At 70.2% G+C, this 22,737-nt stretch carries 18 protein-coding genes; 3 read left to right on the top strand and 15 right to left on the bottom strand.

Translation table 11 applies throughout. The annotated features are described in order from the left end of the window. Positions 1–19: 19 nt before the first annotated feature. Positions 20–883 carry a hypothetical protein gene (locus tag BKA15_RS21575; RefSeq protein WP_179754234.1) on the bottom strand — a complete coding sequence of 288 codons (864 nt, stop codon included), beginning with the start codon at positions 881–883 and terminating at the stop codon, positions 20–22. A gap of 119 nt (positions 884–1,002) precedes the next feature. On the opposite strand from BKA15_RS21575, the gene BKA15_RS21570 reads away from it, so the two are divergent. Then, the gene (locus tag BKA15_RS21570; protein WP_218871510.1) at positions 1,003–1,857 is read left to right on the top strand and encodes a glycosyltransferase family 2 protein; all 855 of its coding nucleotides are present in this window, start codon (positions 1,003–1,005) and stop codon (positions 1,855–1,857) included. Next, positions 1,854–2,522, top strand: coding sequence for a polysaccharide deacetylase family protein (locus BKA15_RS21565; protein ID WP_179754233.1), 669 nt, complete (start codon positions 1,854–1,856; stop codon positions 2,520–2,522). Before BKA15_RS21570 ends, BKA15_RS21565 begins: the two co-directional genes overlap by 4 nt. Before the next feature lie 9 nt (positions 2,523–2,531). Here the strand turns inward: BKA15_RS21565 and BKA15_RS36500 are convergent, their stop codons facing one another. After that, on the bottom strand, positions 2,532–3,473 hold the full coding sequence (locus tag BKA15_RS36500) for an HNH endonuclease signature motif containing protein (protein WP_376766838.1): 942 nt from the start codon (positions 3,471–3,473) through the stop codon (positions 2,532–2,534). Next, positions 3,446–3,937, bottom strand: a complete 492-nt coding sequence (locus BKA15_RS36495) for a DUF222 domain-containing protein (protein WP_179754229.1) — start codon at positions 3,935–3,937, stop codon at positions 3,446–3,448. The genes BKA15_RS36500 and BKA15_RS36495 overlap by 28 nt, the downstream gene beginning before the upstream one ends. Positions 3,938–4,076: 139 nt before the next feature. Between BKA15_RS36495 and BKA15_RS21550 the strand changes: the two genes are divergently transcribed. Then, positions 4,077–5,126 (top strand): acyltransferase family protein, encoded by a 1,050-nt coding sequence (locus BKA15_RS21550; RefSeq protein ID WP_179754227.1) that lies wholly within the window; start codon positions 4,077–4,079, stop codon positions 5,124–5,126. On the opposite strand, the gene BKA15_RS21545 is transcribed toward BKA15_RS21550, so the two are convergent. Genes BKA15_RS21545 through BKA15_RS21490 form a run of 12 tightly spaced genes read right to left on the bottom strand, consistent with a single transcriptional unit; the run spans position 5,083 to position 22,595 of the window. Further along, positions 5,083–5,772: a class I SAM-dependent methyltransferase gene (locus BKA15_RS21545; RefSeq protein WP_179754226.1), complete on the bottom strand. Its 690-nt coding sequence runs from the start codon at positions 5,770–5,772 to the stop codon at positions 5,083–5,085. The two genes, BKA15_RS21550 and BKA15_RS21545, sit on opposite strands and share 44 nt — an antisense overlap. Before the next feature lie 2 nt (positions 5,773–5,774). Continuing rightward, complete coding sequence (locus BKA15_RS21540) at positions 5,775–6,692, bottom strand: glycosyltransferase family 2 protein (protein WP_179754224.1); 918 nt, start codon at positions 6,690–6,692, stop codon at positions 5,775–5,777. Further along, positions 6,689–8,152 carry an O-antigen ligase family protein gene (locus tag BKA15_RS21535; protein ID WP_179754222.1) on the bottom strand — a complete coding sequence of 488 codons (1,464 nt, stop codon included), beginning with the start codon at positions 8,150–8,152 and terminating at the stop codon, positions 6,689–6,691. Before BKA15_RS21535 ends, BKA15_RS21540 begins: the two co-directional genes overlap by 4 nt. Then, positions 8,152–8,973, bottom strand: coding sequence for a hypothetical protein (locus BKA15_RS21530; RefSeq protein WP_179754220.1), 822 nt, complete (start codon positions 8,971–8,973; stop codon positions 8,152–8,154). The genes BKA15_RS21535 and BKA15_RS21530 overlap by 1 nt, the downstream gene beginning before the upstream one ends. Then, positions 8,951–10,189 carry a rhamnosyltransferase WsaF family glycosyltransferase gene (locus BKA15_RS21525; protein ID WP_179754218.1) on the bottom strand — a complete coding sequence of 413 codons (1,239 nt, stop codon included), beginning with the start codon at positions 10,187–10,189 and terminating at the stop codon, positions 8,951–8,953. The genes BKA15_RS21530 and BKA15_RS21525 overlap by 23 nt, the downstream gene beginning before the upstream one ends. After that, positions 10,186–11,331, bottom strand: coding sequence for a DegT/DnrJ/EryC1/StrS family aminotransferase (locus tag BKA15_RS21520; protein WP_179754216.1), 1,146 nt, complete (start codon positions 11,329–11,331; stop codon positions 10,186–10,188). Before BKA15_RS21520 ends, BKA15_RS21525 begins: the two co-directional genes overlap by 4 nt. Next, entirely contained in the window at positions 11,328–12,767 is a 1,440-nt protein-coding gene (locus BKA15_RS21515; protein ID WP_179754214.1) for an oligosaccharide flippase family protein, read from the bottom strand. Before BKA15_RS21515 ends, BKA15_RS21520 begins: the two co-directional genes overlap by 4 nt. Continuing rightward, positions 12,767–14,656: a NeuD/PglB/VioB family sugar acetyltransferase gene (locus BKA15_RS21510; protein ID WP_179754212.1), complete on the bottom strand. Its 1,890-nt coding sequence runs from the start codon at positions 14,654–14,656 to the stop codon at positions 12,767–12,769. The genes BKA15_RS21515 and BKA15_RS21510 overlap by 1 nt, the downstream gene beginning before the upstream one ends. Continuing rightward, on the bottom strand, positions 14,653–15,804 hold the full coding sequence (locus BKA15_RS21505; RefSeq protein WP_179754204.1) for a DegT/DnrJ/EryC1/StrS family aminotransferase: 1,152 nt from the start codon (positions 15,802–15,804) through the stop codon (positions 14,653–14,655). The genes BKA15_RS21510 and BKA15_RS21505 overlap by 4 nt, the downstream gene beginning before the upstream one ends. A gap of 1 nt (position 15,805) precedes the next feature. Further along, the gene (locus BKA15_RS21500; RefSeq protein WP_179754203.1) at positions 15,806–16,810 is read right to left on the bottom strand and encodes an NAD-dependent epimerase/dehydratase family protein; all 1,005 of its coding nucleotides are present in this window, start codon (positions 16,808–16,810) and stop codon (positions 15,806–15,808) included. After that, positions 16,807–17,877 (bottom strand): Gfo/Idh/MocA family protein, encoded by a 1,071-nt coding sequence (locus tag BKA15_RS21495; protein ID WP_179754201.1) that lies wholly within the window; start codon positions 17,875–17,877, stop codon positions 16,807–16,809. Before BKA15_RS21495 ends, BKA15_RS21500 begins: the two co-directional genes overlap by 4 nt. Then, the gene (locus BKA15_RS21490; protein WP_179754199.1) at positions 17,874–22,595 is read right to left on the bottom strand and encodes a DUF4082 domain-containing protein; all 4,722 of its coding nucleotides are present in this window, start codon (positions 22,593–22,595) and stop codon (positions 17,874–17,876) included. Before BKA15_RS21490 ends, BKA15_RS21495 begins: the two co-directional genes overlap by 4 nt. Positions 22,596–22,737: the final 142 nt, after the last annotated feature.

Genomic DNA, 22,737 nt, shown 5'->3' with positions numbered 1-22,737 from the left:
TGAGCTTGGCAACCGCGGCTCACCACGGCACGCAGGTCAACTCGCTGTAGAGGTAGTCGACCTGCTCCGCGGTCAGGTGGTCCGACCGGAACATCTTGCGCCGGGTCGCCGGCAGATCGACCGCTCCCGGTGGCCGGCCGACCAGGCGCACCTCGGCCAGGGTCGCGATCAGCCGGTCCCGCCGGAGGAAATAGGCACGCAGGTCGGGCAGCGCCCGTCGGAGCAGGTCCGGCCGGCTCGCGTACAGGATCGAGGCGAAGGCGGAGATCCCCTTCCGCCGATCCCGCCGGTAGACGACCAGGCAGTTCTCGCCGCCGTGCGTGATCAGGACCTGCCGGGCGGCGAGGCAATCACGGTGGTCGCGGTAGTAGCGGAGTTCGTCCCCGGTCAGCGCGGCGGTCAGGGCGACCGGCTCGGCGGTGATCGCGATCGAGCGGTTCGCCCGCCACGGAAGGTTGGGCAGCAGCACCGACCGGGTGTCGAACTCGGTGAACTTCAGCCGCTGGTTCACCGCGATCACCGAACCGCTCGGTGACAGGTCGGTGAACGTGTAGCCCGGCTGGGCCAGGGCCGAGCGGAGCAGCCGTACCCCGTGCAGGCGGTAGTCGTCCAGGACGCACCAGGCGGCGAGGTTGCAGAACCGTTCGGCCCGGCCCATGATCATCCGCTCGGAGTAGATCGCGAGCTGGACGCCGACCACCCGCCCCGAGTCGGCCAGCAGGAAGCCGTGATTCGGTGCGGTGACCGGCCAGGGCGGCACGATCGCCGCGGCCCAGGTCTCGGCGGAGAGCCGACTGTTGAGCTCCGCGGCGAGGAACCGTGCGACCTGGTCGACATCCTCCGCGGTGATCGGCCGGACCTCGAGTCCGGTGCCCTCGGCCACGGTTCGACGATACGTCGATCGTCCAGTCCTGGCAGGGATTCCGTGATTTTCGACCGCGCCGCCGAGGACGGCACTATCGTGGTCTCGACGGTGCGTCGCGCTACTCGGGGGGAGGGCCGATGACGACCACGGAGACCTTGATCAGCATCATCGTCGCGGCCCACGACGAGGCGTCGGTGATCGACGCCTGCCTGGCCGCCATCGAGGCGCAGCAGGACGCCCCGCCGTACGAGATCATCGTCGCGGCGAACGGCTGCCACGACGACACCGCCGAGGTCGCCCGCCGCCACCGCGGCGTGACCGTGCTCGACCTGCCGCAGCCCGGCAAGACCGGCGCCCTGAACGCCGCCGACCGGGCGGCCCGCGGCTTCCGCCGGGTCTATCTCGACGCCGACATCCTGCTGCCGCCGGACTACCTGGCACAGCTGGACCGGGCGCTGCCGCCGCAGGGCCCGCCGCGCGCGGCGGTGCCGCACCGGCGGCTCGAGCTGACCGGCCGGCCGTGGCCGGTCCGGTCCTACTTCGCCATCAATCAAAGACTTCCGGTCTACCACCGCGGGCTCTTCGGGCGCGGTGTGATCGCGCTGTCCGGACGAGGCCGGACTCGGTTCGAGCGCTTCCCGGACGTGATCGCCGACGACCTGTTCCTCGATTCGATCTTCGACGACAGCGAGAAGGTGCGGCTCGACACCGTCGTCGAGGTCGCCACCCCGCTGCGGACCGGCCAACTGATCCGGCGGCTGTCCCGGGTCCGCCGCGGCAACAGCGAGCTGCGGCAGTCGGGTCACGATGATCAACTGCCGGTGACGGTACGGCCGGCGGACCGCTGGGCCTGGCTGCGCGAGGTGGTGTTGCCCGAACCGCGGCTGGCCCCGGCCGGCGCGGTCTACGCGGCCGTCACGGTGATCGCCGCCGTGCTCGCCCGGCGCGCCGCGCACGGCACCGCCTGGGACAGCGGGAACGCCCGGTCATGATCATCAACGTGTGCTTCCACGGGATCGGCAACCCGCAACGCGAGCTGGAGCCTGACGAGGCCGGCTACTGGATCGAACCGGAGTTGTACGAGGACGTCCTTGATCGTTTCGGCTCCCGGCCAGATGTGCGGCTCAGCTTCGACGACGGCAACGCCTCCGACCTCGAACTCGGTCTGCCCGGGCTGCTCCGCCGCGGGCTCACCGCCGCGTTCTTCCCGCTGGCCGGTCGGCTCGGCCGGCCGGGCAGCCTGAGCGCGGCCGACGTGGACGCGCTCGGACGGGCCGGAATGATCATCGGCAGTCACGGCCTGACCCATCGCCCGTGGCGGGATCTCGATGATCATGATCTTGATCGGGAGTTGATCGACGCGAGGGAGCTGCTGTCCGACGCCTGCGGCCGCCCGGTGAACGAAGCCGCTCTGCCGCTGGGCCGCTACGACCGGCGGGTGCTCGGCCGACTCCGTACCCTCGGCTATCGCCGGGTCTTCACCAGCGACCGGGCCCCGGCGAGCGCGGGCTCCTGGTTGCAGCCGCGCTACAGCGTGCGGTCCGACGACACCGTCGCCTCCCTGAACCGGGAACTCCTCGGCCCGCGGTCGCTGACCCGGCGAGCACGAAGCCGCGCCGTGACGTTCTACAAGAGCATCCGGCCCGCGCCGCGTTGACCAGGACCGCTAGGCGGCCTCGCCGAGGTCCTGTTGGAGATCGAACAGGACTCGGGCTGCGGCATCAAGATCGAAGCGTTCGCCGTACTGCTTGGGCCTGATCACCAGCGCGTCCGGATGGTCGAGTCGGTCGACATGATCAACGTCGTGCACCCTGGCCAGCCGATAGGTGAGATCCTGCGCCGAGGGCACGGGCCAGTTCGGCCGGTCGACGCGTTCGCCGTTCGGCATCGTGAACAGCCAGGCCGGCGCGCCGGTTGTTGCCCCGGCGAAGGGAACGTCGCCGTTGCGAGTGATCGCGATCCCGCCTTCGTGGACGCACAGGTGGTGGAAGCGGCAGAGCAGGATCAGGTTCTCCAGGTCGGTCGGTCCGCCCCGGGACCAACTGATCACGTGGTGAGCCTGCAGGTGCCGGGTCTGGCTGCACCCGGGGAACTGACACGCCTGATCGCGCAACATGAGCGCCCGCCGCTGCGCCTTCGAGACCAGTCTCCGGCTGCTGCCGAGGGCGAGGACATCGCCTTTCCGATCGATCACGGCACCCAGAAGGCTGCCGGTGCAGCTGAGCCGGCGCGCCGTTTCCGGTTCGATTCCGCCATTTCCGCGGATCGTGCAGGTCTCGGACGCCGCCGGAGGCGTTCCCGCGGGAACGTCTCCCGGCTCCGACGCCGGCTCGATGAGCTGCTCGGCCGCCACCTCGACGACGACGATGCTCCGGTCCTCCCCGGACTCGTCGTCCGCTCCAGCCGTCTCCAGGTAGTGCCGGCAGATGTCCAGAAACCCGTCGACGTCGCGGTAGCGGGGCGTTCCCGCTCCGTCGCCCGCCGGGTCGGAGGGCGGCGGCGCGTTCAGGTCGCGGGCGCGGATCAGTGCGGCACTCACGATCGCCGCTTCCTCGGCGGGCAGGCGACCGGACACGGCCGTCATGCCGTCGCCGGTCCACTGAGCCAGCCGGAACCGCCGCAGCTCCTCCTGCCTGATCCGGGTGCCGCTGGCGGTCCGGTAGGAGGAGATCGTCCGGGCCAGTTGCGAGGCCGATGTCGCCTTGGCCAGCTCACACAGGCCGGCTCGTCGACCAGCCCAACCACTCGGGTCACCTCGCGCATCTTCGAGTACGACAGCTCACCGGCCCGAAACGCCGCCGTGATCGTCGGCATGCGCCGCATGGCCCGGGCGACCCGGACGTGTTCCCGAGCCGCCCCGGGGGACATCGAGCAGGAGAAGGCGACCCAGTGCGCCACCGACTTCACACCGGACATCCAGCCGACGCCACCGCCGGCGTCGAACTCGCCGATCAGTTCGAGCAGCTGGCACGACGCCACCGCCTGCTCCGCCGCCCGCGCGCAGATCCGGCCCGCCAACGCCTCGGCCGCGGCTCGATCCAGCCGCTCCGCCTCATGATCAACAACCGTCATGGTTTCACCCCCGTAGTCAACCGACAACGAGGACCCTAGAAGGCACCACTGACACTGCCGCCCGACCTGCCGCTGCGCCTGTTCTCCCGAATTGTCCGGATACCGCAGATGACGGGAATTTCGGGGTTAGGCTCCGCCTATGGGGGGAGATCGGGGGTATCTGCCGCCGCTCGATGGGATCCGGGCTTTCGCCGTGGTCGCGGTCGTACTGTTCCACACGGTCGTGCCGTGGTTTCCCGGCGGCGGCGTCGGCGTCGACGTGTTCTTCGTCCTGAGCGGATTTCTCATTACCCGGATTCTCGTGGCCGAACTCGACCGCACCGGCCGGATTTCCTTCGGCAGGTTCTATCTGCGTCGGGCCCTCCGGTTGCTTCCCGCACTCTTCGCCCTCGCCATCACGCTGACCGCCGCCTACCTGGTGCTGCAGGACGGGGCGGAGCAGCGGGAAAGCCTGTTCGCGGTGTTCGCCGCGTTGACCTATATCGCCTCGCCCGTGCTGGCCTCGGGACATCACCTCGGGCCGCTCACCCACACCTGGTCGCTGTCGGTCGAGGAGTACTTCTACGTCGTCTGGCCCCTGGTGCTGCTGCTGGTGACCGTCCGGGCCAGGCGGCTCCGGCTTCCGATCATCGCCGCCCTGGCCGCGCTCGCCGTGGTCTATCGGCTCGTGGTGACCCTGGCCGGCTGGCCGGTCGAGCGGGTCCACTACGCCGCGGACACGCGAGCCTCGGATCTCCTGATCGGTTGCGCGCTCGCGCTGGTGCTGGCTCGGCATCGGCTGCCGCTGCGGGATGTCCACGCGGTGCCGGCGGCGTTGTTCCTGGTCGCGTTCGTGGTGCTGCCGGACCCGGTGACCTCGCCGTTCTATCGGTACGGCGGGTTCCTGGCCGTGGCCGTCGCGGCGGCCGTCTTGATCGCGATCGTGGTGCAGAGCCGGCAAGGACCGACCGCCAAGCTGCTCGGCTCCGCGCCGCTGGTCTGGATCGGGAAGCGCTCGTACGGCATCTATCTCTGGAATCCGCCCTTGTCCGCCTTCGCCGGCTTTGCGTTACCCCAAGGGATGCCGGTCGTTGCGGTGGTGCTCGTCCTGAGTTTCGTGGTGCCCGCACTCTCCTATCGCATCGTCGAACAGCCGTTTCTGCGGCTCAAGACGACGCTGGCCGAGAGGACGAAGATTTCACAGCGATGATCGACTTGGTCAGTCCCGCGACGCGCTCGTGCAGAATCTCCGAATCCGGAAGGTAGTGCCGCAATTCCGTGATGCCGATCAGTTCGGTCCACATGACCGAGGATCGCGCGTCGGCGACGGACGTCGACCGCGTGTGGGTGAACGGCCACCAGAGTTCGATCTTGGTCTTGGCGGCGACCGGCAGGAATTGCATGCCGGGGAACAACCAGTGCGGCTCCAACGGGAAATAGCGATAGGGCGTCTGCACCCAGTGGTACGGAGCGAGCTCGCGCACGGCGTCGGCGAGCCGCTGCCGGTTGGCGTGCCCACCGACGTGCTCGATCAGCGAGTTGGAGAACACAAGATCGAATCGCGTGGGACCGACCGCATCCTCGAGCACCCGTACGGCATCGCAGGCGTCGCCGGTCACCGCGGAGATCCGGTCGCTGCTCTCGCCCGGCTCGGACAGGTTCACGACCGTGACGTGGGCGGGTTGGACGGGTGAGCGGAGCCAAGACTCGGCGGTCCCGCCGAGGTCGACCACGTGCATCTCCTCGATCGCGGGGAACCGTTGCCGGAAGAGCTCCCAGCGCCGTTTCCGGGCCCTGGCCCCGAGCGAGGTCGGCGCGTCGACGAACGCGTTGCGCAGCATGCTGGCGACGGACATGATCAGACCTCTCCCAGCATCCGCGGGACAGACCGCGGATCGATCAATCGGCGTACGGCGGCCCGGCTCGTCCGCCGGCCCAGGACGGCGCGGCTAGCCTCCCGGAGCAGGATCGCCAGCCAGAACAGGACCGCCCGGGGCAGCCCGTTGCGGCGACGGAACAGCCGCACCCGGTTCAGCACCAGCAGCGACCACAGCGCCGGCGTCTGCCCGGATCCGCCCTCCAGATGAACGGCCCGCGCGGCCGGGACGTAGCGAACCGCGAAACCATGATCACCGGCGCGAAGATCGAAGTCGGTCTCCTCGGAGTAGAGGAAGAACGACTCGTCCCAGGGACCGCAGCTGCGAAGACACTCGGCACTGATCAACTGGGTCGACCCCTCGGCCCAGTCGAGGTCGGCCTCCCCCTGGTAGCGGGCCGGATCGCTGACCACCTCACCGAACCGCACCGTACGCCCTGCTCGTTCGGCACCGACCAGGGCATCGGCGAAGGCCCGGGCCAGGGTCGGCTCCCGGCGCTGGGACAAGATCAACTTCCCGGCCGCGTCGATCAGCCGCGGCACGGCGATCCCGACTCCGGGCGCCCGCAAGGCCGTCACCAGCGTCGCCAGGCAGCCCGGCTCCAGCCGTACGTCCGGGTTCAGCACCAGCGCGGCGGTGTACGGGGCGGCGGCCGCGAGGGCGGCGTTCACACCGGCCGCATAGCCAGCGTTGCGGCCGAGCTGAACCAGCGTGGCTTCCGGCGCCAGCCGCCGCACCGTCGCCACCGAGTCGTCGGAGGAGGCGTTGTCGGCGACGACGAGGTGCCAGGCCACGCCGCTCGCCCCGGCGGGAAGCGAAGCGAGCAAGCCCGGCAACTGATCCGCACTGTTGTAGCTGACGACGCAGATCGCCACTCGTTCGACGGCATGATCGGTCATGTCCTGGTTCCCACTTCCGTGCCGCGTGGTGACGTCGTGATCACCGTCGGTTCGACCGCCGGATCAGCCCGGCGCCTGGTCAGATTGGCCGCAGCTCCCGCGAGGCCGAAGAGGAGGAAACTGAGCCCGGCGGCGATCGGGAAGCCGAAGGCATCGAAGGTCGCATAGCTCAGGACGACCCCGCAGATCGCGCCGGCCACGGCCAGGGCCAGGTGCCGCAGCGCCGGGTCCGCGGTTCGCCGCCGGGCCAGCAGCGCGCCGCCGAACGCCGAGCCGAAGGCGATCACCAGGGCCAGCAACCCGAACAGACCCAGCTCGATCAAGATCATCAGCAGCTGGTTGTCCAGGATGCGGTAGTACCGCGGCACGAACGTGAACAGGCCGCGCCCGAACCACGGGTTCTCCGCGTACAGCGCCAGCACCACGGCGTAGTCGTCGGTCCGACCCGAGACGCTCGGATCGTTCTGCAGGTTGGCGAACAGCGATCGGATGGTCCCCACCAGGCCCGGGGCGAGCAGTCGCATCCCGACCACAACGAACGGCAAGATCAACAGCGCCCGGATCCGCCACCGCCAGGGCCAGCCGATCAGCAGCACCAGCCCGGCCACCGCGGCGGCCAGGATCGCCGACCGGGACACCGACATCGGCATCGCCGTCCCGATCAGGATCGTCGGCAGCCAGGGGAGGATCCGGCGGCGGCTCGTCTTCCGGGGGAACAGGCTCTGGTGTACGGCGAGCGGCAGCAGTCCCGCCATCACCACGCCGAACTCGATCGGGTGCGTCGCAGTGCCGACCACCCGGTTCAGCACCGATCGGGAGTCGACCGCACCGAACTCGGAGTTCGCGCTCAGCCCGGGCAGCTGGAACAGGCCGGCGATGTTGAACCCGGTGAAGTACTGGATGATCCCGAGCACCGCGATGACCGCACCGAACCGCACCAGCCATCGGATCACCAGATCCAGGTCGTCCCGCGATCGAAGTCCTTCCGCAGTGATCAACAGGATCCCGAGCCAGCCCGCGAAGGCCAGCAGGCCACGGTCGGCGGCGGACATCATCGTCGCGGTCACCTCAGCGACGGTGGACGGCAACAGGGTCCAGAACTCGTCGGTGGACTGGCGGATGCTCGGCGGCGCGTACCAGCCGGTGAGGTGCCCCGCGGCATAGCCGGCCAGTACGGCCAGCGTCAGCAGGCCGAAGCCCAGGCGCAGTCCGGTCAGGCCCCGGACCGGATTGTGCCCGCGCAGCGTGATCAGGATCCACCAGAGCAGCGCGCCCAGACCCCACAGGGATGCCGGAGCGCCGACCGCGCCGAGCGGGCGGATCACCAGTTGTGCCGGGATGCACAGCAGCAGCGCGGCGTAGCCGATGACGAAGATCACCGCCGGCAGAGAGTGGCCGGGGGTGCGGATCTGGACCAGCCAGGTCCGGATCCGGTCGAAGGCCCGCGCGATCATGATCATCAGTGGCGTCCGGCCGGCTCCGGTTCGGCGGGCTCCGGCCGTGCGGCGACGGTCGTCTCGGCGGACCTGCTCGGGCTCGGTCCCGGGACGGGCTCCGGGCGCGGCGGTTCCGCCGATTCGGTTTCGGCAGCCTTCTTCGAGCGTGCCGCGCGGGGCCGGGCCCGGCGGCGGGACGCCATCCGGTCCCAGATCACGACGACCAGCAAGACCGTCAGCAGGCCCGCCGCGGCGACGGCCGCGACCGCCTTGATGCGGTCGCCGGTGAGCACCTCGGCCCCGTTGAACGTGCTGTTGGTCCGGGTGTGGATGAACTGGCGTTTGGGCGCATCCTCCTCCGTCTGGATCCGCTTCAACTCCTCCTGCAGGCGGCGTATCACTTCGTCCCGGGTACCGATCGCCTGTTGCGGGTCCCGGGCCTCGGTGGTGATCACCAGCAGCGGCCCAGTGTCCGGGCTCAACGCGATCGAGTACTCGGCCAGGTAGCCGGCCGACTCCACCGCCCGCTGCGACTCCGGCGCGTTCAGCGTCGAGGCGATCAGGGCGGCCGTGGTGGCCAGACCCGAATCGAGGTTGAGGTACGGATTGATCGGCTGATCACCTCCGGCGGCCTGCGGCGGCAGCAGCAACAGCAATTGGCCGGTGGCCTGGTAGTTGAGCGGCGCCTTCAGGTAGGCCGCGCCGGTCCCGCCCGCGACCAGCAGCAGTCCGACCAGGACCACGTACCAGCGTCGCCGCAGCATGCCCAGTACGTCGCTCAGGTAGATCCCCGTCGCCGGTCGATCAGGTGTCGCCGCACGTTCAGGAGACGAGTTGCCGTCCATAGACTTCCTCCTCCACCACTCGGACCAGATCGGCCTGGGCCGGCCCCCAACCGCGGCGGACCGACGCCGCAGCGGCGGCCGGGCGGTCGGGATCACTGTCGGTGACGATCAGGGACAGGGCATCCGCGATCGCGGCAGGTGTCGGGCTGGACCACCGGGCATGATCATTGACCAGGTCGGCCCGAGCCCGCGGGCTGTCGTTGATCACCGGGATCGTGCCGGCGGCCAGCATCTCCTCGGCCACCAGCGAGATGTTGGTGAAGGACAGCGCCAGACCCGCGATGCAGCTGTTGTACAGCGAGTTCAGCTCGTCCGGGGTGAGCCGGCCGTGCCGGATCGCCTGGAACGGCAGCGAGCGCGGTGTGTCGCCGTAGACGTGGATCGGCACCTCCCGATGCCGGCGCTGGAACTCCGCCAGGGCGAGGCTGCCGAGCCAGAAGCCGCGCCGTGGCGCGCCGGGCCGGGCGTACCAGACGATCCCGGTCCGCGGACCGCTCGGCGCCAGCCGGTAGACGTCGGTATCGCAGCCGAACTGCGTCACGTCGGGCTCGATCCCGACCTCGGTCCGCAGCGCGTCGGCCACCATGTCGCCCAGCGCGATGCACCGGAAGCCGAAGCGGTACGAGTCCTCGGCCAGGGCGTACTCCGGCCCGTGCGCGAAGAAGAACGGCTCGTAGTCCTGGACGAAATAGAGCCGACGCATCGGCCCAGCCCCGTGCCGAGCCAGAGCGTGGGCGGACTCCCACCCGGTCGCGATCGCCGCGTCGACCCCGGTGATGCCGTCCGCGGCGTGGCGGACCTCGGCCTGGACGGTCGGCCAGCCCTGCCGGATGATCGTCCGCTGCTGGTCCAGGTCGCCGCCCCAGCGGTCGTAGAGGAACAGCGTGCAGCGATGCCCGGCCGCCTCCAGGGCGGCGACCATTCGGAACATCGTGGTGTGTCCGCCCGATCCGAGGGCCGGCGGATCTGCCACCCACCCGACGTGGAGGGCACGCCCCCGCGCGGGCGGAGTCGTCGGCACCGGCAGCCGCAGAGTCCGAGAGTCGGCGATGTCGTCGGTGAGCAAGGGCGGGTCACCGGCCCCGATCTGCCGGTACGCGAAGCGCACCATCCGGTCGGCCGCGGCGGAGACGCCGCCGCGACGGACGGCTCGCACCCCCTTGCCGGCGAGCATGATCATCCGCTGGGCGGCGCCGGGCAACCGCGGACCGGTCATCGAAGTGCCTTGATCAGCACGTCGACCACCCGTTCCTGCTGGCCGGCGGTGATGCCGGGGAAGATCGGCAGCGACAGGATCCGCTCGGCCGCCGCCTCCGCCTCCGGGTAGCGCTCGCCGAGAAACCGGTCGGCAAAGGCCTTGATCCGGTGGATCGGCGCCGGGTAGTGGATCCCGGCCCCGATCCCGGCGGCACCCAGCTCGGCCAGCACCCGGTCCCGGTCCGGCACCTTGATCACGAACAAGTGCCAGACATGATCATTGCCGGGCGCGATCTCAGGCAGCTCGATCGCCGGGTGCTCGGACAGCAGCTCCCGGTACCGGGCGGCGGCAGCCTGCCGAGAATCGTTCCAGCCGCGCAGCCGGCGCAACTTGACCGACAGCACGGCCGCCTGGATCGAGTCGAGCCGGGAGTTCCGGCCGAGTTGATCATGCTGGTAGCGCTCGACCCCGCCGTGGTTGCGCAAGGCCCGGAGGTTCGCGGCCAGGTCGGAGCTGTTGGTGGTGACGGCTCCGGCGTCGCCGAACGCACCGAGGTTCTTGCCCGGATAGAAGCTCGTGGCGGCCGCGACTCCGAAGGATCCGGCCGGCCGGCCGAGCCGGGCCGCGCCCTGCGACTGGGCGCCGTCCTCGAACAGCAGCACGTCGTCCGGCACGGCCGCCCGCAGCGTGCCGAAGTCGGCCACCTGGCCGTACAGGTCGACGCCGATCAGGGCCCGGGTGCGCCGGGTCAGCCGGGTCACCACCTGGTACGGATCGATCAGGTGATCACTCCGGCAATCGACGAGCACGATCGTCGCCCCGACCTGGACCACCGCCTCGGCGGTCGCCACGAACGTGTTGGCCGGAATGATCACCTCGTCGCCCGGCCCGATGCCGGCGGCGCGGAGCGCCAGTTCGATCGCGTCGGTCCCGTTGCCGACGCCGACACAGTGCCCGGTGCCGCAGAACGCCGCGTACTCCTCCTCGAACCGGGCCACCTCCGGACCGAGCACGAAGGCGTTGCCGGCCATGATCGCCGCCAGCCGGTCACCGACCTCGGCGACGATCTCGGCGTGGGTCAGGCTCAGGTCGAGGAACGGCACCGGCTGGGCCGGATCGAGGTCCACCGCCGGATCGTCGAGCGGAATGTCCAGAGTCATGAGCGAACGCCTTCCAAGGTACGGATCCGCCGCAGCCACCAGCGGTGCAGCGGTACGACATAGAGCCCGGCGGCAACGGCGAGGCCGAGCGCGAGAACGGCCAGGTCCGGCAGGCCGAGCCCGGCCAGGCCGAGCAGCGCGGCGGCCGTCGGGATGATCACCAACAGCGGGATCAGACAGGACCGCAGAATCGCGGCCGGCCGTACCCCGACCCGGTGCAGACAGACCAGGTAGGCCGGCAGCACGAAGCCCAGCCCGATCACCAGGTGGGCCAGCCCGGCGCCGGCCAGGCCGAGCCAGGAGACGCCCGCGATCATGCCGGGCACCATGATCAGCAGCCAGCCGATCTGGACCAGCAGCACCGGCCGGGTCGCACCGAGCGAGATCAGATAGGTCGCGAACAGATCGAACAGCACCCGGGCCGCGCCGAACAGGGCCAGGCCGGCCAGCGCCGCGGCGGCGGGCCGCCAGCGATCCCCGTACAGCAGGCCGATGGCGGGCTGCGCCAGTGTCGCCAGGCCGACGCCGACCAGCAGCGCGACGGCCCAGACCGGTCCGGTCGCAGCGGTCAGCGCCCGGCCCTGTTCGGCCCGGGTCTCGAGCCTGGCGAACGCGGGCAGCGCCACCACCCGGATCGACTGGCCGATCGCGGTCATCGGCCAGGACGAGACGTTGAACGCGAGCACGTACAGGCCGAGTTCGAACGGGCTGAGCACCCGCGCCACGATCAGGTTGTCCAGGGTGATCAACAACCAGGACAACAGGTTGGCGGACGCCAGGGGCAGGCAGAACGCGGCCGACTCGGCGGCGATCCGGCGGTCGAAGCCGAACCGCGGCCGCAGCCGGGTGGCGAGATACAGCCCGAGTACGGTCACCACCTGCGTGGTCACCTGGCCGATCGCCAGCGCCATCGGCCCGTGGCCGAGCAGGGCGAGCAGGGTCAGGGTCACCGAGGAACAGACCAGGGCGATCCCGTTGATCAGGAACAGAGTGCCCTGCCGGATCGCCCGCTGCAGCATCGCCGCCGGTACGATCCCGAGGCCGAACACGGCCAGCGCCGCCGCCATCACCATGATCACTGGAGCCGAGTCCGGCGACTCGAACGCCGCGGCGAGCGGGCCGGCCAACAGGGCCATTCCGGCGGCCAGGCCACCGCTGGTGAGCAGGCCCATGGTGGCGACGGTCGGAATTCGGCGTTCCGGGTCTCGGGCCCGGACCAGGTCCGAGCCGAGCCCGAACTCGGCCAGCGTGCCGAGCACGCTCCACACCGTGAGCGCCACCGCGAACACGCCGAACTGTTCCGGCGCGATCAATCGGGCCATGATCAAACTCACCGCGAAGTTGCCGACCCGGAGCACCAGATTGCCGGCAGTGCTCCAGCCGAGCCCGCGGCCGATCACGCCGGCCGGTCTGACGTCGGTCTTCAGAGTCGCCATCAGCCGCCCCGCCCCCTGGCCCGCAGCCCGGTGGCCCGCAGCCGACCGACGACGGCCCGGCCGCCGGGACCGGCCAGTTCAGCGGCGGTGCGGTGCAGTGTGGTCCGCAGGACCGCACGGAACCGGTCACCGGGGCCGGCCGCGACCGCGTCCCGGCAGGCCTCCTCCAGCCGGTCGGTGGCCACCCGCAGCCCGTACTCGTCCATGATCATCCGGCGCGACCAGGTGCCGAGTTCGCGGCGCCGGCCGGGGTCGGCGATCAGGCCGGCCAGTTCCTCGGCCAGCGGCCGAGCCTGGTCGAGGCCGACCCCGTAGAAGCCTTGTCGCCGGAAAAGCTCGGCCGATTCCGGCTCGCACAACCGGGCGAAGCCGCGGGTGCCGAGTACCACGAGCGGCTTCGCGTACGCCATGCCGCGCAGTGCCGAGCCGCCCATGCCGAGCAGGAGATCGGCGCCGGCGTAGCAGGGCCGGGGATCGGTCCGGACGCCCACCATGATCACTGCCCCGCGGCCGAGCCGGGCGTTCGCCGCCTCCGCGTGTTCCCGCAGGGTGGCCGCCGACGGGCCGGTCCCGACGATCGCGAGGATCAGCCGGGGGTCGTCGAGTGCGACGACCGCGTCGATCGAACGCCGGATGCCCTCCTCCTTCATGTCGGGTTCCAGCCGGGACACGATCGCGGCCAGAACGCCGCCCGGGCCGGCGCCGCACTCGGACCGGAACGACGCGCCGTCGACGACCGCCGGATCGTCCTGATCGAGATCGACCGGCGGAACGATCAAGGTCGATCGCAGGCCGTACGACCGGGCGACCTCGTGCAGCTCGGCGGTGCCGACGATCACCGGCGCGTTGCGGGGCAGCCAGCGCGGCACACCCATCCCGTACACCGTGCCGAGCACGGGAACTCCGAGCCGGAGACCCGGGCCGTGGGCCGCGTCCAAGATCATCGACCACTCGTACCCGTGCACCAGGTCGGGCCGGAACGCCCTGGCGGCCCGCACCATGGCCCGCCGCACCCGACCCCGGTACGGCGCGGTCGGCGGCACCGCCACGTGATCGTCCTCGACCAGGACCAGCTCCAGGCCTCGCCGCCGGACCAGGTCGGCGACCGGCCCGACCGCCCCGTCGTGGTTCGCGAAGATCAACACCCGATGGCCGCGGCGGGTCAGTTCGGTGGCGAAGTCGACCGCGTTCAACTGGCTGCCGCCGAGCTCCAGATGGTGCAGCGCCACCATGATCCGCAGCCCGTTCCGCCGCGGCGCCGCCGGCACCCCGACCCAGGTCTCGCCGGCCGGCACCTCCCTCAGGACCGCGGCCGACATCCCGACCGTCGCGTCGGGGCCGATGATCACCCGCTCCCGGACCGCCGCGTTCGTGCCGAGATAGGCGCCGGCACCGACCCGCACGCCGCCCGCCAGCGCGACCCCGGCACAGAGCGTCGCGAAGTCATCGACCACGTCGTCGTGGGTCAGCGTGACGTTGGGCATGATCACGACGTGCCGGCCGATCCGGACGTCCGAGGTGAGCACGGTGCCGGCCAGCACGATGCTGCCGGGACCGACCGTGCAGGACTCCGGAACGTCGACTGTCGGGTCGATGATCGTCAGGTAGCGGTCGTCGCCGACGCCGACGTCGGCCAGCTGCTCGACGATCGCCCGCCGGGAACGACCACGCCCGGCCGCCACCACGAGGCCGGCGTCGGGGAAGGCCTTCACTTCCGAGACCGCCCCCAGCACCGGCACCCCGTGGATCGACGTACCGGTGAGCGCCGGGTCGTCGTCCAGGATCCCGTACGGACGGAAGCGGTCGGACCGGCGCAACTGCATGATCACCTCGCGGGCGAGCCCGCCGCCGGCGACGATGATCACGTCCACGGGCGCCGGATCGGTCATCGTGACCTCACCGGCTCGATCAGCGCGCCGATCACCCGATCCTGCTCGGCCTCGGTCAGCCGGTGATACAGCGGCAGGATCAGCGTATTGTCGGTCAGTCGCTCGGTGACCGGCAGCGGGCCGGTGATCAACTCCCGGTGCGGCGGCTGCCGGTGGGCCGCCATGATGCCGCGCCGGGCCGAGATCCCGCGTTCGGCCAGCTTGATCAACACCTCGTCCCGGCTGAGCGGGAAGCCCGGCCCCACCTCGACCCAGTACGACTGGAAGTTGCTGGTCCCCCACTCCGGGTCGGTCACCGGCCGCAGCCCGTCGATCCCGGCCAGCGCGGCGGCGTAACGGGCGGCCAACGCACGGCGGCGCGCGATCAGGTTGTCCAGCCGGCCCAGCTGGACCAGACCGACCGCGGCCTGCAGGTCGGTCATCCGGAAGTTGAAGCCGACGTCGACGTAGCTCTCGGCCGGCGCCAGCACGGACGCATGCCGATCGGCGGCGGACACGTCCATGGCGTGTTCCCTGAGCCGGCGGGCCCGGTCGGCCCAGTCCCGCCGGGGCGTGCTGAGCATGCCACCCTCGCCGGTGGTGATGATCTTGCGCGGATGGAACGACCAGGCGGCGACGACGGCCGACGCACCGACCGGTGCCCCGCGGTAGGTCGAGCCGGCCGCACACGCGGCGTCCTCGACGATGACGATGCCGCGCGGCTCGCAGAGATCGCGGAGTTGATCAAGATCGACGGGAACTCCGCCCTGGTCGACCGCGATGACGGCTCGGGTCCGCGGCGTCAGCACGCGCTCGACCGTCTCCGCGGTGACGTTTCCGGTCCCGGCGTCGACGTCAGCGAAGACCGGCCGGGCGCCGACATAGCGGGGCGCGTTGGTCGTCGCGATGAACGAGAACGACGGCACCACGACGTCGTCGTCCGGACCGATCCCGGCGACGACCAGAGCCAGCTGGAGGGCCGTGGTGCAGGATGACGTGGCCACCGCATGGCTGGCCGAGAACCGTTCCACGAAGGCGTTCTCGAACGCGGCGACCCGTGGGCCCTGGGCCACCCAGCCGGAGTTGATCACGTCGGTGACGGCGTCGATCTCGGCCTGTCCCAGCTCCGGCTGCATGACGTTGATCCGGGACAGCGCGGTCTGCGTCATCTCAGCTCACCGGCACCGGATCGGCGGAGTCGATCTTGGCCTGGTCGGCCCGCCACCAGGCGACCAGCCGGCGGAGGCCGTCGGCCAGGCCGACCTGAGCGCCGAAGCCGAGGTCCTGTGCGGCGGCGACCGTGCTGGCCAGCCGGCGGCGGACGCCGTTCACGGTCCGCTGCGGACCGAACTCGAGTTGCAGGTCCGACCCCATCGCGACCAGCAGCGCCGTCGCCAGGTCCCGCAGCGACGTCTCCGACCCGCTGGCGATGTTGTAGACGCCGGCGTCCACGTCGCTGATCGCCGCCAGCACGTTGGCCCGGGCGATGTCGGTGGTGTAGACGAAGTCCATCGTCTGGCTGCCGTCGCCGAAGATCATCGGCGGCTGACCGGCCTCGATCCGTTCCATCCACCGGACCAGGACCTCCGTGTAGAGACCGTGTACGTCCATCCGCGGGCCGTACACGTTGAAGTAGCGCAGCGCGACGAAGGGCAGCCCGGTCATCGCGTGGTAGCTGCGCAGCAGCCCTTCGTTGTACGTCTTCGCGGCGCCGTACAGCGTGTCGTTGTGGTACGGGTGCTGCGCCTCCGTGGTCGGGAACTCGTCGGCCAGCCCGTAGACCGAGGCCGACGACGCGGCGATGATCTTGCGCACCCGGTGCCGGGCGGCCGCCTCGACCACGTTGAAGGTGCCGTCGACGAGCACCTGGTGGGCCAGCCTCGGCTCCTCGGCGCACTGGGTGATCCGGATCGCCGCCTGGTGGAAGATCAGGTCGCAGCCCCGGGTCGCCGCGTCCACGCAGTCCAGGTCCCGGATGTCGCCGATGATCATGGTCAGTCGAGGGTCCGCCGCCGCGTCGGCGAGGTTGTCCTCGCGCCCGCGGACCAGGTTGTCCAGCACCCGCACCTCGGCCGCGCCCGCCGCCAGCAGCTGGTCCACCAGGGTCGACCCGATCGTCCCGGCGCCGCCGGTGACCAGGGCGACCGATCCCTCGAGCTGGTTGGGGTTGCTCATGCATACTCCTTGATCATCGACGCTGAGTGGTCCTGCACCGGCGCTGGTGCGCCGGCCGCGGCAAGGCTCGCCGACGTCGCCTCCAAGATCGACAACACCCGCAGCCCGGCGGTGCCGTCGGTGCTCGGCTCGCGCCGCTCGGTGATCGCGGCGGCGAACTCGGCCACCATCGCGGCCAGCGCCTCCCGTTCGCCGAGGGCGGGGGCCACCATGTCCCCCATCCGGTACGACACTGCGCGGGCCGTGCGCTCGCCGACGTCGGCCGCCGGCCCGGTCAGGTCGACGCCGCGGTCGTACACGGAGATCCGTTGCTGCGGGTTGAGGTCGTCCCAGATCAGGGTGCGCCGGCTGCCCCCGATCACCACCTGCCTGATCTTGGTCGGGGACAGCCAGTTGACGTTGACGTGGGCCGAACCGCCGGACGGCAGCGGCATCGTCAGATAACCGATGCAGGCCCGGCCGGTGCCCAACGGATCCGCGCCGACCGCGGACACGGCAGCCGGCCGCAGCCCACCCGGCAGCACGAAGTCCAAGATCGACAGGTCGTGCGGGGCGAGGTCCCAGAACACGTCGACGTCGGGCTGGACCAGGCCGAGGTTGATCCGGGTCGAGTCGACGTACAGCACGTCGCCGAGGTCGCCGGCCTCGATCGTGTCCCTGATGTACCGCGCGGCCGGCGTGAAGCAGTACGTGTGATCGATCATCAGCACCCGGCCGGCCCGGCGCGCGCTGTCGATCATGAGTTCCGCGTCCGCCGCGCTCTCGGCCAGCGGCTTCTCCACCAGCACATGCTTTCCGGCCGCGAACGCCGATAGTGCCAGCGAGGCGTGGGTCCGGGCCGGGGTGGCGATGGCGACCGCGTCCAGGTCGGGCCGGGCGAGCAGCCGGTCCACCGAGGTCTCGACGTCGACGGCAGTCCGGTTGCCGATCACCCGGCGGGCCCGTGCCTCGTCGAGATCACAGACGGCGACCAGGTCCCAGTCCGGCGAGGCGAGGAAGTTTCGGATCAGGTTCGGCCCCCAGTAGCCGGCGCCGACGACGGCGACCCTTGGTACGACCCCCGTCATTGCGGGACCACCATGATCACGTCGACCCAGTAGTTCGTGTTCGTGGTCGTGCCCGGGAAGCCGCTGGGATAGCGGTACCCGCCGCCGCCCGCGGGCACGGACAACGGGCCGGACGTGTGGCCGCCGCTGAACTGACCGCCGGTGACTGCATAGCGTCCGACCGCGGCCCGATAGCTGGCGACGTAGAGGGTGTTCGCGGTGATCGGCACCGCCGTGTCGAGCTCGACCTCCCGCCACCCGGTGGTGGTCGTCGCGGTGGCCGTACCCGTCGCGAGCGGCGTGCCGTTGGCCGCCCACAGGGTGACCGTGCTCCCGGTGTTGCCCGGACCGGCATAGAACTTGATCTTGGTCACGACGCCGGCCACCGTGGAGCGGAACCAGACGCCGACCTCGACCGAGTCGGTGTCGTCCCAGGCCGGGGTCTCCGGCGTCGCCGACGCCGGGAACAGGCTCACCTCCTCGCCGGTCGGTGGCGCCGAGGTCGTGCTGAACTTCCAGACGTACGGCGAGGTCATGGCCACGCCGGCCGCGCTGCTCGCGGTGACCGTGGCCGTGTAGGACGTCGCATACGCGAGCGCGGTGGCCGGCCGGAATGTCGCGGTCCGGGTTTCGGCGTCGTACGTCGTCTGGCCGCTCACCGCCGCTCCGCCGGTGGCCGCGAGACCGAAGCGCAGTGTCGCCGGGTCGATCGCACGCCGGAACCGCGCTGTGACCGCGGTGTTGATCTTCGCCGTGGACGAGTCGGCCGCCGGGGCCACGCTGGTCACGGCCGGGCCGGACGTGTCGTCCGTCCGGAACACGACATCGACGAAGTAGTGGCTGTTCTGCCAACTCTCGGACGGGAACCGGTCGGAATCGTACCCGTACACCCCGCCGCCACCGACCGACTCGAGCGGCGGATTGATCACCGGCTGGTCGAAGTAACCGAGGGCAACCGCATAGTGTCCGTTCGGCGCGAAGTAGCTCGCCACGTATTCATCGCCGGCCGTGATCTCCACGCTCGTGTCGAACGAGGCGGTCTGCCAGCCCGGTGGCCCCTCGGCGAACGTGACCGACGCCAGCCGCGCCCCGTCGGCGGTCCAGAGCGATCCGCGGTGGTCGCCGGTGTTGGCCGCCGACCGGTAGTACCGCAGCCCGGACACGTAGCCGTCGACCGTCGCCGTGAACCGCAGCCCGAGGCTGACCGCCCGATCGTCGCCGCTGTCGTCGATCACCGGCACCGTACTGGTGTCGATCAAGGAACAGGGACACGCGCCGGCACCGGAGGTGGTGAACGTCGACGTGTACGACGCAGCCATCGGGACCCCGGACAGGCTGCGGGCTCCGCTCACCGTCACCGTGTAACCGGTACCGGGCTGCAGCGGATCGCTCGGCGTGAACGTCGCCGCCGAGTTCGAGGTCTCGCCCGCCACCGTGCCGGGGACCGTCTGGCCGCCGGCCGTCGTCAGCGTGATCACCGCCGAACCGGGTTGGATCAGGCTCTCGAAGTTCACGGTGACGCGCGTGGTCGTCGGCACGGACCGAGCCTCATCCCCGGGTGCGACCGACTGCACCACCGGCTTGGCGGTCGGATCCGTGGTGAACACCGGATCCACGTAGTAATTGGCGTCCGACGGCGACAGCGGTGCCGCATCGCCATAGTGGAACCGGCCGGCGCGCTCGTCGGAGCGCAACGGTTCTCGGACCCGTGGGGCGGCGAGCCCGTCGGTCTGAGCCGAGTAGACCCCGTTCGGCGACGTGTACGACGCGAGATAGGTGACGTTCTTGGTGACCGGCACCGGGTTGGCGAAGTTCGCCTGCTGCCAGCCGGCCGTGCTCTCGTTCGTGACCACGGCGGTCGCCAGCTTGCTGCCGGTTGCGCTCCACAACGAGACCTGGTGCTGCCCGGCGTTCCCGGGGGCCTTGTAGAACCGCACCCCGGTGATCACGCCGGAAATCGAAGAACGGAAGGCGATGCCGAGCTCCAGCAGTTGCCGATCATTCACCGGCCCGTCGGCCGGCCGGTCGGTGTCGGCGAACAGTGTGCACGGGCAGCTGCCCGTCGGCGGCGGTGCCTGGGCCGTGGTGAAGACCCACTGGTACGGCGCCGGGATCGGTTGTCCGTCCGTGGTCGTGGCGATCACCGACGCCGTCAGCCGGGTGGCCGGCGCCAGGTTCTGCGTTGGCTTGAAGGCGAACCGGCGCGCCGTCTCCCGGGTGACCGTGCCGGTGATCTGACGGTTCTCGCCGTCGAGCAGCGTCACCCGGACCGAGTCGGCGGCGACGTCACGCGAGAAGTCGATCACCAGCGACGTGTCGTACGGTACCGAGGTCTCACCGTCCACCGGCGAGCTGGAGGTGACCCCCAGCGGCGTCGTGTCCGTCGGCGAGAAGATCGCGTCGACGTAGTAGTTCGTCTGCAGATAGCTCTCCCGCGGGAAGCCCTCGCCGCCGACGAATACGCCGTTGGGCGAGTCCGGCCCGCCGGGCGCCGTCATCACCCCCGACGTGTGACCCCGGTAGGAGAAGAAGCGGGTGTCCGCGGCGTAGCCGCCGTTCGGCGCCAGGTACGCGGCGACCAGTTCCTGCCCGGCGGTGACCGGCACCGCGGACGAGAAGAGCACCGTCTGCCAGCCGGTCTGACTTTCGTTCTTGAACGTCGCCGTGGCGAGCACGGCGCCCGCCTTGTCGTACAGCGTGCCGGTGTGGGTGCCGGTGTTGCGCTGCCCCTTGTAGAACCGGATCCCGGTGATGAAGCCGCCCTGGTTGACGGTGAACCGGGTGCCCAGCGTGACCGGGGTGGCGTCCTCGGTGCTCGGCGTGGTCGGGGTCAGGGCGCCGAACAGCGTGCAGGGGCAATCCGATCGCACCGTGATCTTGGTCGGCGTGGCCTGCAGGTTGCCCGAGTCGTCGACGGCGCGGACCTGAACCGCCCCGGCGCCGCGTCCGATCAGGATCCCGGAATAGCTGTAATCCTCCCGACCCTCGGCCGGGTGCCAGGTGGCGCCGCCGTCCACCGAGACCTCGACACCGCCGATCCGGCCGCCCACGTCGGACGCCTTGCCCTTGACGGTGATCATGGTCCCGGACGGGATCGAGGCGTTGTCGGCGGGCGCCGTGATCGTGCTGGTCGGCTTGGTCGTGTCGGTCGACTTGGTGGACCGGACCAGATCGGGAGCGATCGTCCCAGCCAGGGCACCCATGTCGGCCAGGATGTTCACGGTCGCCTGCCGGATCCGCTGATCGGGTGGCTCGACCTGGCCGTCGTGATTCTCGTCGAGGCCCCAGGCCCACTGGATGGAGCCGGCGGAGAAAACGAGGGCGCCGCTCGGGGCCCGGTATTGGGTCAGATGATGCGTCGTGGTTCCGGGAGTTACGACATTTCCGAAATCCTGTAGGAGTTCCGGTGTCGGGCCGACCGTGGTCGACATCCGGATCAATCCGGTAGGTCGATATCCGTTGTCCCGGTCTTCGTTCGACTCGTAACCCACGGTGTGTGGCGCGAGCTCGACCTGGCTGCCGCTGGGCAGACTGCCCAGCGTCGTATTCCGCCAGAGTCGCAATTTTCCTTCCTGCGCATTCACGGTGATCGGCAGGTCGACCGAATTCGCCTGATAAAGCGTTCCGGTGAGTTCGTTCTCCGGCCCGTGGCCGAGGTCACCGAAGCGCGGATCACGCCAGGTCGGCGTGGCCTGCACCGGGTCGATCGGGCCGTTGGCCCAGGTGTCCTTGTAACAGGTCAGCGTCCGGTTCGGCGTGTTCGTGCCGTCCTGCGACGGCTCCCACCGGGTCTTCCAATAGACCTCGTTGCCGGAGAAGAAGGCGAGGTTGGTGCCGGCGTCCCGGGCCGCCTTGACGTGGTCGCGCTGGGCCTCGGACCAGTACTCGTCGTGCCCGACCGAGAGGAACACCTTGTGCTTGGTGATCAAGGCCGGGTCGAGGTGCGTGTCCAGTCCGGAGACGTAGGAGACGTCGTACCCGTTCGACTCCAGGAACCTGATCATCGGGTACTCGTTCGCGAACAGGAAGTCCCGCCCGTTCACCACTCCCCTGGTGCTGAAGGGACGGTTGTAGCTGAGCTTGTAAGCGCGCCCATTGTCCTTGCCCTGATAGAAATTCGAGCCGCCGTACGTGTTGTACGCCTGCCAGGTGGTGTCCGCTGTCTGGAACAGCACGTCGGACGTGTTGCCGTCCCGCCGGACGATGAACGGGATGTGCGAATCACCCAACGTGTCGGACCGGATCAGCCGCGCGATGTAGACCCCGGAGACGGCGTCGGCGGGCACGTCCCAGGATGCCGAGATGGCCCAGGTGCCGCAGTCGTAGATCTCCGTCGCCGGGTCGGTGGCACAGGCGGGCTGGCGCTGCGGCAGCGCCGCCCGCAGCGTTCCCGACCCGACCTCGCGGGCGCCGTCGCCACCGTAGTAGCCGAGCCGATAGATCTCGACCTTGTAGTTGCGGGCGTCGGTGTCGATCTTGAAGTCGATCCGACTCCCGGCATTGACGCTGATCTTGGTCGCAAAGCCCTGAATGGACTCGTCACCAACCCCGCTGATATCCCATTCGGTGCGCGGCGTGCCTTCTTTCTGGTTCTCGCACACGACCGCATTTCCGGTGCACACGGCCGCCGCCGGTGGCGCGGTGGCGACCAGCATCGACATTCCGAGCACCACAACAAGTGCGAGCACCCAGAATCGGCGAACCGAATTCGGGCGTGCGCGCAGCACGGGTCGTGCCATGAGAACTTCCCCCGATATCCCCCATCGGTCCGTCGCACGGACCAGATTTCCCCCCCCGTCGACGGCGATGCATGACACCTCGGCCGTCGAGCAAATGCAATCTAACCCCGCACCCTCAGGACCTGCTTGACCGTGACCAAAA

Source organism: Microlunatus parietis (genome assembly GCF_013407955.1).
Taxonomy (GTDB): domain Bacteria; phylum Actinomycetota; class Actinomycetes; order Propionibacteriales; family Propionibacteriaceae; genus Microlunatus; species Microlunatus parietis.
This window is presented reverse-complemented; position numbering and strand designations above follow the sequence as displayed.